This is a genomic window from Flavobacterium sp. ACN2, assembly GCF_002303885.1.
Lineage (GTDB): Bacteria > Bacteroidota > Bacteroidia > Flavobacteriales > Flavobacteriaceae > Flavobacterium.
In genome coordinates, this window is the sequence record NZ_MRCM01000023.1 from 26249 (window position 1) to 39541 (window position 13293).

The window sequence follows — 13293 nt, forward strand, 5'->3', positions numbered from 1 at the left end:
ACTAAAGTAATTTTAGATAAAATTTTTAACCATAGTGATGGAAGCTAAAAAACATGGTGTCATTTTAGAAAAAACAGATCGAACTTTTGAAGAATTAGGTGTTTTAAACCCTGCGATTTATCAAGACGAAAATACTGTTCACATGTTTTACAGAGCTGCAAAAAGAGGAAACTTTTCGACCATTGGTTACTGCCGTTTTGAAGGCCCAACCACATTAGTCGAAAGAAATACACAGCCCATTTTTGTTCCAGAATATATTTATGAAATTCATGGTGTCGAAGATCCGAGAATTACCAAAATTGACGATAGGTTTTACATGACTTATGTCACTTATGACGGAATTAACGCCTGTGCTGCATTGGCAGTTTCAAAAGATTTAAAAGTTTTTAAAAAGAAAGGAATTATATCGCCAAAATTCATGCTTCACGAATTTACAAATTTGATTCGTAAGCATTTACAGAATCCGAGCATTGCTAAGATTTTGGCTTTTAATACCGAAAGAAATTATCCGCTGACAGAAACTATTAAAGAGAATCTGTTTGTTTGGGATAAAAATGTAGTTCTTTTTCCGAAAAAATTCAATGGAAAATTTGTTGCCTTGCATCGCATATTTCCATCTATTCAGATTTTTTCGTTCGAAAAGAAATCAGAATTAGCAGAAGATTTTTGGAAAAACTATTTAAAAAATCTTCCAGATTACATTGTAATGGAACCTAAATATGATCACGAAACAAGTCATATTGGTCCAGGAGCCCCGCCAATAGAAACAGCAGATGGCTGGCTTTTAATTTATCATGCTGCCGAAAGAAGAGAAAAAGGATTGGTTTATCATGCCGCCGCTGTTTTACTGGATTTAGAAGATCCTTCAAAAGTTATAGCACGACTGCCAAAACCCATTATTACTCCTTCTGAATATTATGAAAGACATGGTTATGTCAATTATGTGGTTTTCCCCACAGGAACAGCCATTTTTGACGACCAACTATATATTTATTATGGCGCTGCCGATGATAAGATTGCGGTAGCCTCCTTGAACCTGAACGAGTTATTAACCGAGCTAAAAAAGAATTCTCATGAAGACAATATCAAATAAATCAAAAATAGTTTTTTTATCTACTTTTCCGCCAACGCAATGCGGCATAGCAACTTATACACAAGATACCATAAAAGGAATTACAGATGTTTACGGTAAATCTATAAAATGTGAAATTTGCGAACTGGTTAATGAACCAAAGGAGCATCCGACACAGGCATATACCTTAAACACAAAAAATAAAACAGAATATGCTAAAGTAGCAGAAGAAATCAATAAGGATGAAGCTGTGAAACTAGTTCATATTCAGCACGAATTTGGTTTGTTTTCAGGAAATTACGGAGATGATCTTTTAAATTTTTTAAATGTTATTAAAGCCCCTGTTACTTATACCTTTCACAGTGTTATTCCGAACCCAAATGACGAATTGAGAACATTCGTAAAGCTATTGTTGAGCTACAGCAATTCGGTTTTTGTAATGACTAATAAATCTAAAGAAATTCTAATTAAAGACTATGAAATTGATGAAGAAATAATTACTTGCGTACCCCACGGAACCCATATTGTAATATATGAAACTCCAGAAAAGGCAAAAGAAAAATTAAATATTCAGGACAGATTAGTACTTTCAACTTTCGGCCTTTTGGGTGAAGGTAAAAATATAGAAACAGGCTTACAGGCTCTACCAAAAATTATCGAAAAGGCTCCAAATGCTTTATATCTGATAATTGGAAAAACACACCCCAATTTAATAAAAGATGGTGTCGATACTTATAGAGACAAATTAGAAGGATTAGTAAAAGAATTGAACCTTCACGATAATGTTCGTTTTGTCAATCAATATTTAGATACAGATGCGCTTTTAGAATATCTACAAGCAACAGATATTTATATGTTTACATCCAAAGACCCGAATCAGGCAGTAAGCGGCACGTTTGCCTATGCCATGAGCTGTGCATGTCCGATTGTGGCTTCTAAAATTCCGCATACCAAAGAAGTATTAACTCCAGATTCTGGTATTTTAGTTGATATTGGAAATGTCGATCAATTTGCCGAGGCGGCAATTAAATTGATTGGAGATGAGAATTTGAGACACGAAATGGGCATCAATTCTTTTACTAAAATGCGCGCTTCTTCTTGGGAAAATGCTGCAATAACTCATATGAATACGTATAAAAACCTGATCAAAAATCCGTCAGAAATAAAATATAGCTATCCTCCTATTCAGTTAAAACATATCAAAAAACTAACTACAGAATTAGGAATTATTCAGTTCAGTAAAATTTCTATTCCAGATTTAGATTCAGGATATACTTTAGATGATAATGCAAGAGCTCTAATTGCGTTCTGTATGCATTACAAACAAACCCAAGATAAAGACGATCTAGCTTATATTTTAATTTATTTAGATTTTATTCAACGCTGTCAAAAACCAAAAGGAGACTTTATCAATTATGTTGATCAGGAAAACCGCGAACATGTAGAACAAAATGCCGAAGTAAATTTAGAAGACTCAAATGCAAGAGCTATTTGGGCGCTGGGAACCGTTGTCTCTATGTCAGACATTCTTCCTGAAGCTATTACCAAAAAAGCAACAAAATGTTTATTGAACTCTTTAAAATGGACTGAAACTATTCAGTCGCCACGTTCTATTGGTTTTGCAACAAAAGGTTTGTATCTGTACCATACTACAGTTCCTAATTTATACGTTGCCGCAATCATCAATAAACTGAATGCTAAACTTTTGGCCAACTATGAAGACACCGCAACAGAAGATTGGCAATGGTTTGAAAATTATCTGACTTACGGAAACGGAACTCTACCAGAATCAATGCTGTATGCTTATTTAATTACCAATAAACCGGTGTATAAAAAAGTAGCCTTGGATTCATTAGACTTTTTGATTTCTAAAACCTTTATCGACGGAAACTTTAAAGCCATTTCTAACCAAAGTTGGCATCATAAAGGTTCAGAGCCAGATCAATACGGTGAACAGCCAATTGATGTTACTTATACAATTCAAACTTTAAATGCATTTTATAATGCCTTTAAAACACCAGAATATAAAAAGAAAATGAAAGCGGCCTTTAATTGGTTTTTAGGTAAAAATCATTTAAATCAGATTATGTATAATCCTGTAAGCGGCGGCGGTTATGACGGACTAGAGAAACACAATGTAAACTTAAACCAAGGTGCAGAATCTACCGTTTGTTACTTAACCGCAAGATTACTAATGGAAAAACTAGCCATGTCACAATCGCGTGTTATTCCGTTACAAAAATCTCGAAGTGGCATTGCTATAAATTTATAAGAAAAAATATTGAAGCTAACCAAATACTTCACTTTTTAAACCCTGAAAATCCCTTTCTTATTAAAAGGGATTTTTTGTTTGCGGACACTAACGTCAAAGTGTTTTAATTATTGTGAGCTTATGAAAATTATATAAGGCTGATGAAAAGTTGTGTAATATATTTTAACAAGTATTGAGCTAACTTTCCTGTATAATTTAATGATTTGAAAAAACTGTTAAATAATTGATTTTCATTTCACATCATTCACCTTAAAACCAAAACATTTTGATCCTTGCAATTAAAAATACATTCGCCGAAATTGGAGAGACCACCTTATTCGCTAAAAGGTTTTTTAAGGAGGTTTTTATTCCGCCATATGAGACCAAGGAGTTTCTAAAACAATGTTATGTTATAGGATATAAATCTCTACCATTGGTCGCAATTACCGGTTTTATAATGGGACTGGTACTTACCCTGCAATCGCGTCCGACGTTGGTAAAATTTGGTGCAGAATCTTGGCTTCCTGGAATGGTGGCGCTTTCGCTGATAAGAGAAATTGCACCCGTAATTACTGCATTGATTTGTGCCGGAAAAATTTCATCTGGAATTGGAGCCGAACTAGGATCAATGAAAGTAACAGAACAGATTGATGCTATGGAAGTTTCAGCCGTTAATCCGTACAACTATTTAGTGGTAACAAGAGTGCTAGCCTGTACTTTAATGGTGCCACTGTTAGTGTTTTTTGCTGATGCTGTCGGAATCATTGGCGGTTATGTAGGCATTAACATTCATGGCGATGTCAACTTCTATAGATTTTTAACCCAGATCATTCAATCCTTAGAATTTCTAGATCTGTTTCCAGCCACTATTAAAACTTTCTTCTTTGGATTTTTTATAGGAATGATTGGCTGTTATAAAGGTTTTAATGCTTCTAACGGAACAGAAAGTGTGGGTCAGGCTGCCAATTCTGCTGTTGTAACAGCGTCGTTGAGCATTTTTATTATAGATATGGTTGCTGTACAAATAACCGACTTATTCTTTTAAAATGATGAAAGAAAAACTACATAAAGAACCCAAAACAAAAGAGAAAGATAAAACTCCGATTATCGAGATTAAAGATCTTCATAAAACTTTTGGAAAAGATAATGCCGTTTTAAAAGGCGTAAATCTCACTTTGAATAAAGGCGAAGATTTGGTGGTTTTAGGACGTTCAGGCTCTGGAAAATCAGTCACAATAAAATGTATCGTTGGATTGATTGAACCAGACAAAGGCGAAATTAAAGTTTTTGATGAAAACGTTCTGAATATTTCAAAAAGCGAGCTGAATGAAATTAGAGTCCGAATCGGATTTTTGTTCCAAAGCGGGGCACTTTACGATTCGATGTCCGTTAGAGAAAATCTCGCTTTTACCTTGACCAAACACAAACGCGATTTAAGCCAAGAAGAAGTCGATAATGAAGTAATGGAAGCATTAGAAAGTGTAGGACTTGCCGATGCCGTTGACAAAATGCCCTCTGAACTTTCGGGCGGTATGAAAAAAAGAATTGGTCTGGCGCGCACGCTAATCTTAAAACCAGAGATTATTTTGTACGACGAACCCACAACGGGTTTGGACACGATAACTTCAAGAGAAATAAGCGAATTGATCCTGGATATTAAACACAAACAAAAAACTTCTTCCATCATTATTACGCACGATATGGCTTGTGCAAAAATGACAGCCGATCGAATTGTAGTTTTAAAAGAAGGTGTAATTCATGCCGAAGGAACATACGAAGAATTAGAAAAAGACGAAGACGAATGGGTACGCTCATTTTTTGAATAAAGCAAAATAAAATAATAGAAATCATGGAAAAGGAATCTGGATATACTTGGAAATTAGGAATGTTTGTAACGATAGGTTTACTGCTTTTTATAATGGCCGTATATTTTATCGGAAAACAGCAAAATCTTTTTGGTTCAACCTTTCATATTAGCTCTCAGTTTAAAACTGTAAGCGGTTTAGAAGTCGGAAATAATGTTCGCTTTTCTGGGATTAATGTTGGAACAGTAGAACAAATTCAGTTAAAAAATGACTCGACCGTAAGAGTTGTTTTGGTCATGAAAGAAGAAGTTCGAAAATTCATTAAAACGGATGCCACGGCCAGTATTGGTTCAGATGGTTTAATGGGCGATAAAGTTCTGACTATTTCTCCAGGCGCTAAATCTCAAAAAGAGATTGAAGATAACGGGCAGATTGCTTCTGTTGACGGAATTGAAATGCACGATATTATGAAAAGCGTGAAGAAAAGCGTAGACAATATTGGCGTGATTTCAGACGAAATAGCCATTTTTAGCCACAGCATGAACAACGGAAACGGCGCCTTGGCAAGATTGGTTAAAGATGATAAAATGGCCAACAGCGTTTCGAATACGCTTTCTAATCTAGAAACAGGTACAAAAGGTTTCAGTGAAAATATGGAAGCGGCAAAAAGCAATTTCCTTTTTAGAGGCTATTTCAAGAAAAAAGAAAAAGAGAAAAAGGAGAAGCAAGAAGAAAGAAAAGAGAAGCAAGAGGAAAAGAAAGAAAAGCAAGAAGAAGCTAAAAAAGAGAAAGAAGAAAAAGCTGCTAAAGAAAAAGAACAAAAAGAGAAAGAAGAAAAGCAAAAGCAGGAAGAGGCTAAAAAGGCAGAAACTAAAAATTAAATTCCAAATTTTTAAAATGCCAAATTCCAGTTCTCATTTTTATGTCTTTCTGAGCGAAGTCGAAGAACACGCAATGTAAAACACACTTAATAAATTAAGGATGTGATTCTTCGACTTCGCTCAGGAAGACAAGCATTAAGAAAAATTCAAAATCCAGTATTTCACAATTCACAATTCACAATCAAAACTATATGCCAAGTCAATTCAAACATACCGCCTTAAAAGTTTTAAAAATTACTGGAATTACGATTGCGGTAATTTTGTTTTTGCTGTTTATTATTCCGCTGCTTTTTCCTGGAAAAATTGCTTCGGAAGTGAAGAAAATTGCGAACGAACGTCTGGATACCAAATTGGAATTTACAAAATCTAAACTTTCCTTTTTCACGCATTTTCCATCATTGACTGTTTCGCTAGACGATTTATCTTTAACGGGTTCTAAACCTTTCAGCAATGATACTTTATTAAGAGCCGATCAGGTTGCATTTGGAATTGATATTAAAAGACTGCTTTTTGATAATGAAGTTAAAATCAACAAACTCTATGTTTCAGATGCTTTAATAAATGTAATGGTCAACCAAAAAGGTCAGGCCAATTACAATATTTATGTAGCGCCAGAAGATAGAAACAAAAAAGAAGATCCTAATGCTCCAGAAGAAGGAACAGCAATACGATTGGAACGCATCGATTTACAAAACTGCCACGTAAAATATAACGACCGTTCGGCAAAGATTCTAGTTGATGCAAAAGGCTTTAATTATATTGGAAAAGGAAATTTGAGCGAAGATATTTTTGACTTGGCAACCGATGCTAAAATTGACGAACTGGATTTCTATTATGATCGAACTGGCTACTTAAGAAAGAAAAAAGTCAGCGCCGATTTAATTACCCGAATCAATACACATGCACTTACTTTTATTTTACAAAAAAATGAACTTCATATCAATAAACTCCCTTTAAAGTTTACTGGTCTTTTTTCCATTTTAAGAGATGGCTATAAAATCAATATTAAAGCGGCTTCAGAGAATACAACGGTAAAAGATTTATTGTCTGTAATGCCACCCGAATATTTAACATGGCTTGAAAGAACAGAGATTTCAGGACGAAGCGATTTAATGCTGACTTTTAAAGGAGATTATAACGTTCAGAAAAAACAAAAACCAAACTTAGCTTTCAATTTAAAAATTAATGAAGGCTCAGTAAATTATAAAAATGCTCCAGTTCCCTTAACCGATTTTCAAATGGATCTAAATGCTATGCTTCCATCTTTAGATACCGAACAATTGCTGGTTAATTTGAGAACATTAAAATTTAAAGTGGGCGAAAAAGATTATTTTAATGCCTATCTGCACAGCAAAGGTTTAAGCGAAATGTCGATTAATGCGAGCGTGAAGGGCGCTTTAGACCTTGCTGTTGTTGATGCTGCATTGGGATTGGAAAATATGGATTTGAAAGGAATCTTGAAAACCGATATTAAGGCTCGAGGCGTTTTTAGCACCTCTAAAAAATTATTTCCTAAAACGATCGGAGGCATTTCTTTGCGAAACGGCTGGCTTAAAACAAAATATTATCCCAATCCTATTACCAACATCACTTTTATAGCCAATATGCTGAACAAAGCGGGAACCTATCAGGATTTGATTGTTGCAGTCGCGCCTTTTTCTTTTGTTTTTGAAGGAAATCCGGTTTATGTCAATGCCACTTTATCCGATTTTAGCGATTTGGCTTATAATGCCAAAATTAAAGGCGAACTGAATGTAGGCAGAATCTATCAGGTTTTCTCCCAAAAAGGTTTGGATTTAACAGGCTACGCCAAAGCAGATCTTTCCTTAAAAGGAAAACAAAGCTACGCTACAACGGGTCAGTACGATAAACTGGATAATAGAGGAACATTGCTGCTAAAAAACATAAAAGCAACTTCAGAATTGTTTCCAAAAGCTTTCTATATCAAACAAGGGAATTTTCGTTTTCAGAATGAAAAAATGTGGTTTGAAAAATTCAATGCTTCGTACGGAAAATCAGATTTTGATATTAACGGTTATCTGCTCAATACCATCAATTATTTCTTAGAATCAAAAGGGACTTTGAGCGGCAATTTCAACTTAAAATCAAAACTGATTAATGTAGATGAATTTATGGCGCTTGAAGAAGGCGAAAATAAAGACCGAAACCTAGAAGTCGAATATGCTAAAGAAGATCATCCGAAAATGAGCGGCGTGGTCATTATTCCAGAAAACCTAAATGTCACTTTAAATGCAAATGCAGACAAAATAGAATACAATAAATTGATATTTAACAAACTGAATGGAAAAATAGGTGTAAAAAAAGAAGGATTTTACTTAGAAAATGTTACCTTTAATATCATTGACTGTGTTTTAGGGATTAATGCATTGTATAAAGACGAGTCTCCGACCTCTGCACATTTTGATGCTCATTTTACAGCAAAAGACTTTGATGTTCAGCGAGCTTACAAAGAAATCCCGATGTTTCATGATATGGTTACCGCCGCTGAAAAAGCACACGGAATAATCTCTGTTGACTATAAAATAAAAGGAGATTTAAACGGAAATATGGGACCTATTTATGAATCTATGCACGGCGGAGGAACCATTAATTTACGTGATGTTCAAATTAAGGGTCTGAAACTTTTTGACGGAATTAGTTCTAAAACAGGACAAAATGGTTTGAACAATCCTGACATGAAAGGAATTGAAATCAAATCGACTATAGATAAGAATCTTATAAATATTGAGCCATTTACCTTTAGCGTAGCTAGTTTTAGGCCAACTATTAAAGGAACTACAAGCTTTGATGGACTTCTGGATTTAAGAATGCGTTTAGGACTTCCGCTTTTCGGAATTATAGGTTTTCCAATTGTAATTACTGGAACACACGACGCTCCAAAAATTAAAATATTCAGCAAAACAGGACAAGAAATTAATCCGGCTGTTTACGATGAAAAAAACAATAAGGTAATTCGAAAAGAAAAAGTTAGCAAATCCAAAACAAAATAGAAATGAATTCAAAATCTCAGCATAAAAACAGTTCATTCGAGAAGTTTGCTTCAAAAGTTTCTAAAGCCGCTGGAAGCACACCAGCTTTTATTGGAGCTCTTTTTCTTGTTATTGGTTGGGCTATTTCAGGGCCAATTTTCGACTATTCTGAAACTTGGCAATTGGTAATTAATACCGGTACAACGATTATCACTTTTCTAATGGTTTTTTTGATTCAAAAAGCACAAAATAAAGATTCTCTTGCCATTCAGTTAAAATTAAACGAGCTAGTGGCATCCAATGATTTATCGAGTAATAGCCTTGTTGATGTCGAAAATATGACCGAGGAAGAGATGAAGATTATTCAGAAATATTACCATCATTTAAGCCAGTTGGCAAAAAAAGATAAAACGATTAGAACATCGCATTCTATTGCCGAAGCAGAAGAAGTTCATAGTCGCAAAAAAGAAAAAAAAAGTAAACCAGATACTATTAAAAAGACTACCAAAAACACCTCTAAAAAAATAACCAAAAAATGAAATTGAGCTCTACTGAAACGTATTGGCCATTAAAAAATGCCATAAAACAAAGTTATCCTTCCATAGATTCTGATATCCACACCGACATTTTGATTATTGGTGGAGGCATAACAGGAGCTTTAACAGCTTATAAATTATTAAACGAAGGAAAAAAAATTGTTCTTGTAGACCGCAGGGACGTCTGCGGCGGAAGCACTTCTGGCAGTACAGCCTTATTACAATACGAAATTGATGTTCCGTTGCATCAGCTCATAAAACTTCGCGGCGCTAGATGTGCCATAGACAGCTATCAAAATGGAAAAAAAGCCATTTTCGACCTTCGAAATATCATTGATACTGTGGGATGCGATTGTGGTTTTGAGTTTAAAAAAAGCGTCTATTTTACAACTCTAAAAAAAGATGTTCCTTATTTAAAAAATGAATTTAAAGCTAGAAAACAGCATGGTTTCGAAATCAGCTGGTTAAGCAGATCCGAATTGCAAAAAATGGGATTGAATGCAATTGCTGGCGTAGAATCTAAAACTGCTGCTGTTATGGATCCGTTTAAATTGGCAACCGATCTTCTATTTCATTGCCATGAAAAAGGAATGCAAATTTTTGACCGAACTAATATTGCTTCTATTCAGCATCAAAAAGGCAAAATTATTGCAACCACTGACACTAAATTTTCTATCACTGCAGATCATATTATACATTGCACAGGTTACGAAAGCACAGAAACGCTAAAAGAAAAAGTGGTTGATTTAAAAAGCACTTATGTTATCACCTCTGAAAGTCAGTCCGATCTTCCAGAGAATTTTAAAAACACGATTTTTTGGGATACAGCCTCTCCTTATCATTACATTAGAACAACAGATGATAATCGCATCATAATGGGCGGCGGTGATGAGGATTTTAAAGACGCAGCGAAACGAGATAAATTGCTTCCTAAAAAAGAAACCTATCTTTTAAAACAATTCTTTAAAAGATTTCCTGATTTAAATTTTAAAATTGATTATTCCTGGGCAGGCACTTTTGGAGAAACCAAAGACGGTCTTCCCTATTTCGGAAAACCTAATCCGAGAAAAAACGAACATTACATTCTGGGTTTCGGAGGTAACGGAATCACTTTTAGCGTCATTGGAATGAATTCGATCTTGGATTCACTTAATAACAAAAAGAATACAGATTTAGATTATTATCGATTTGGAAGATAAAAAAAGATGCTAAGGTTCTAAGATACTAAGTTGCTAAGTTTTTTTCTTAGAGTTTTAGCATCTTAGAACCTTAGCAACTTAACTAAGCACTAACTCCATCTGAATATTACAACGTTTATAAGGCGTTTCCAGACCAAATACTTTTTCGAAACCCAATTTATAATAGAGATTTATTGCGGGTTTTAAGATGGTGTTGCTTTCTAAATATATTTTTTTTGCTCCCAGTTCTTTCGCTTTTTCTGCGATAGCTATACCTAAAAGCCAGCCAATGCTTTTTCCTTGTGCTTTTGGAGAAACCGCCATCTTTGCCATCTCAAAATCATATTCAGAATTATTCATTTTAATTAAAGCGCATACACCAACAGGTTCATTTTCATATAGCGCCACAAGAATTTTTCCTCCTTTTTTTAGAATATAGTCTTCAGGATTATCGAGCGCTTTATAATCAGCTTCTTCCATTTCGAAATAAGTTGAAATCCACTCTACATTTAATGCTCTAAAGGCTTCCTGATATTCTGATTTATACTCTACAATTTTTACGTCTTTGCTTTCTCTCTTTTTCTTTTGTTCGCTAACTCTCTTAATTAAAGATTTTTGCTCCAGTAAAAACTCCCATTCTTCCAAAGCAGCCCACAGATTGTGTTTGCTTTCTGCAATTATTCCTTCAATTGCAACATCAATATCTTCTAGTTGCTGTTTGATTTTCTTCGAAATCAAAATTCCTTTTTCAGTAAGTGCGACATTATTCTTGCGCTTATCCTCTGTTTTTGCGCTTTCTTCAATCAACCCAGCACCAATCATTTCCTGAATAATTTTGCTGACAGAAGGCTGAGAATGTCCAATTTCATTAGCAATTTCAGTAATGGTAATTTCGCGTTCTTCTGCCAAGGTATAAAATACAGGAAACCATTTCGGTACAAATTCAACCCCATACAATTCATATATTTTCGCAGCATCATCTGTAACAACAGCAGTCATTAAACGCAAACGGCTTCCTAATGCCGCTTTTCCAACTTTATCAAAAAATTCCATAACAAATAATTAATTATATAACTAGTTATTCAAATGTATGTTTTTTTTTAGATACTAAAAACTAAGGTTCTAAGATTCTAAGTTTTTTTTTGAAAACTATAGAATCTTAGAACCTTAGCGTGTATATATTGTGCTTTAGAGCTAGCGACAGTATTTTTTTGAAAGGTTAAGTTGCTAAGATTCTGAGTTTCTAACTTTTTCCGATAATAACCTTAGAATCTTAGCAGCTTAAAATATATTATGCTTTTTAGCTAACGACAGTATTTTTTTGAGAGGCTAAGTTGCTAAGATTCTGAGGTTCTAAGTTTTCCTTAAAAATAGCTTAGAATCTTAGCAACTTAAATATATTATGCTTTTAAGCTAACGACAGTATTTTTTTTGAGAGGCTAAGTTGTTAAGAATATAAAACATAAGTTTTCTCAAAAAAAAACTTAGAATCTTAGCATCTCAGAACCTTAGCACCTACGGCCGCTAGGCCGTTATAGCTAAAGAATTCAAATTAAACTTATATTCTTTTGGGCTGCAGTTGAATTTTTGTTTGAATATTTTAGAGAAATAGCTTCTGCTGGTGAAACCAATGCAGTATACAATTTCTGAAATATTTAAATCAGATGTTCTAATTAGAATTTCGGCTTTTAGAACACGCATGTGTGTGATGTAATCGTTTACTGTACGATTATGAATCATTTTGAAACCCTCTTGAAGTTTATTTGGAGACAAACCAGATCTTTTACTTAAGGCCTTAATAGAAAATGCCTCTTCTGGACTTGTTTTTATAAATTCTGAAAGCTCTTTAATTTCTTCCATTTCTCTTAATGTCAATCCGTTTGATTCATTTGCAAAAGCGTGCAAATCATCTGAATGTTGTTGGATTTCCATTGCCAAAATAATTCTCATGATGCCTTCTTTTAGCAAATTTCTCACAATTCCTTTTTGTGTGATGGAATTAAGCTGCTCTATTTTTTCTGCAATCTGCAAATTATACGAACCAATATAAAAGAAATCTGTTACTTGGTTATTTTCAAAAAAAGTATCTTTTACCTGCTGATTCAAAGAATGAGTTTGACTTGCAGTATCAATCTGAGTACCAACAATAATTAATGTGAGCTTTGTCTTTTTACCTTTTTCAAAAAAGAGAACATTATCCTGGTTTTGTTTAGAGGTTACAATTGCGGTTTGAAAAGTTTTTAATTTTCGTTCCTCACCATTTAATCCAAAACTGTGCGAAAGGTTTCCTTTAGAACAATAAGCAAAATAAATAGGCGATGATTTTACATTTAAAAAATCCAATCTCACATCTGCAGAAAATGTCATATCAAACTGAACGTAGGAGATATTATCATTAAAGGAAGCTCCAATAATAGAACCTTCTGCAAAACTATTTTCTACTTTAAGTGCATATTCGTCTAAATCAAAATTCACTTTTCCGCCAAAACTAGTCTGAAGTTCATCAAATATATTTTGAGTTTTTTCTGTATTTATAGTAACTATTTTCATGGTTTGCCGGATTTAAAATTATAATTTGCC

The 13293-nt window shown here is 34.1% G+C and carries 10 protein-coding genes; 8 read left to right on the top strand and 2 right to left on the bottom strand.

Annotated elements, in window-relative coordinates; genetic code table 11:
- Window positions 1–37: 37 nt before the first annotated feature.
- From BSF41_RS21915 to BSF41_RS21950, 8 genes are all read left to right on the top strand, one after another.
- A complete protein-coding gene (locus tag BSF41_RS21915) occupies window positions 38–1093 on the top strand; it encodes a pesticidal protein Cry7Aa (protein ID WP_371611640.1) in 1056 nt (351 codons plus the stop codon).
- Window positions 1074–3344: a glycosyltransferase gene (locus BSF41_RS21920; protein ID WP_095931615.1), complete on the top strand. Its 2271-nt coding sequence runs from the start codon at window positions 1074–1076 to the stop codon at window positions 3342–3344. The genes BSF41_RS21915 and BSF41_RS21920 overlap by 20 nt, the downstream gene beginning before the upstream one ends.
- Window positions 3345–3609: 265 nt before the next feature.
- Complete coding sequence (locus BSF41_RS21925) at window positions 3610–4368, top strand: ABC transporter permease (RefSeq protein WP_095931616.1); 759 nt, start codon at window positions 3610–3612, stop codon at window positions 4366–4368.
- A 4-nt stretch (window positions 4369–4372) separates the two neighbouring features.
- Window positions 4373–5149, top strand: a complete 777-nt coding sequence (locus BSF41_RS21930; RefSeq protein ID WP_371611641.1) for an ABC transporter ATP-binding protein — start codon at window positions 4373–4375, stop codon at window positions 5147–5149.
- 23 nt (window positions 5150–5172) lie between these two features.
- On the top strand, window positions 5173–6009 hold the full coding sequence (locus tag BSF41_RS21935; RefSeq protein WP_095931618.1) for an MlaD family protein: 837 nt from the start codon (window positions 5173–5175) through the stop codon (window positions 6007–6009).
- 191 nt (window positions 6010–6200) lie between these two features.
- Window positions 6201–9020 (top strand): AsmA family protein, encoded by a 2820-nt coding sequence (locus BSF41_RS21940; RefSeq protein ID WP_095931619.1) that lies wholly within the window; start codon window positions 6201–6203, stop codon window positions 9018–9020.
- A 2-nt stretch (window positions 9021–9022) separates the two neighbouring features.
- Window positions 9023–9538, top strand: a complete 516-nt coding sequence (locus BSF41_RS21945) for a low affinity iron permease family protein (RefSeq protein WP_095931620.1) — start codon at window positions 9023–9025, stop codon at window positions 9536–9538.
- Window positions 9535–10734 (top strand): FAD-binding oxidoreductase, encoded by a 1200-nt coding sequence (locus BSF41_RS21950; protein ID WP_095931621.1) that lies wholly within the window; start codon window positions 9535–9537, stop codon window positions 10732–10734. Before BSF41_RS21945 ends, BSF41_RS21950 begins: the two co-directional genes overlap by 4 nt.
- A 78-nt stretch (window positions 10735–10812) precedes the next feature.
- Here the strand turns inward: BSF41_RS21950 and BSF41_RS21955 are convergent, their stop codons facing one another.
- Together BSF41_RS21955 and BSF41_RS21960 are read right to left on the bottom strand one after the other, a co-directional pair.
- On the bottom strand, window positions 10813–11766 hold the full coding sequence (locus BSF41_RS21955) for a bifunctional helix-turn-helix transcriptional regulator/GNAT family N-acetyltransferase (RefSeq protein ID WP_095931622.1): 954 nt from the start codon (window positions 11764–11766) through the stop codon (window positions 10813–10815).
- Window positions 11767–12237: 471 nt separating this feature from the next.
- Window positions 12238–13263 (bottom strand): AraC family transcriptional regulator, encoded by a 1026-nt coding sequence (locus BSF41_RS21960; RefSeq protein WP_095931623.1) that lies wholly within the window; start codon window positions 13261–13263, stop codon window positions 12238–12240.
- Window positions 13264–13293 lie beyond the last annotated feature (30 nt).

Coding starts and splice junctions, on each gene's coding strand:
- BSF41_RS21915 (WP_371611640.1), top strand. CDS start 38: ATGGAAGCTAAAAAACATGGTGTCATTTTAGAAAAAACAGATCGAACT.
- BSF41_RS21920 (WP_095931615.1), top strand. CDS start 1,074: ATGAAGACAATATCAAATAAATCAAAAATAGTTTTTTTATCTACTTTT.
- BSF41_RS21930 (WP_371611641.1), top strand. CDS start 4,373: ATGAAAGAAAAACTACATAAAGAACCCAAAACAAAAGAGAAAGATAAA.
- BSF41_RS21935 (WP_095931618.1), top strand. CDS start 5,173: ATGGAAAAGGAATCTGGATATACTTGGAAATTAGGAATGTTTGTAACG.
- BSF41_RS21940 (WP_095931619.1), top strand. CDS start 6,201: ATGCCAAGTCAATTCAAACATACCGCCTTAAAAGTTTTAAAAATTACT.
- BSF41_RS21945 (WP_095931620.1), top strand. CDS start 9,023: ATGAATTCAAAATCTCAGCATAAAAACAGTTCATTCGAGAAGTTTGCT.
- BSF41_RS21950 (WP_095931621.1), top strand. CDS start 9,535: ATGAAATTGAGCTCTACTGAAACGTATTGGCCATTAAAAAATGCCATA.
- BSF41_RS21955 (WP_095931622.1), bottom strand. CDS start 11,766: ATGGAATTTTTTGATAAAGTTGGAAAAGCGGCATTAGGAAGCCGTTTG.
- BSF41_RS21960 (WP_095931623.1), bottom strand. CDS start 13,263: ATGAAAATAGTTACTATAAATACAGAAAAAACTCAAAATATATTTGAT.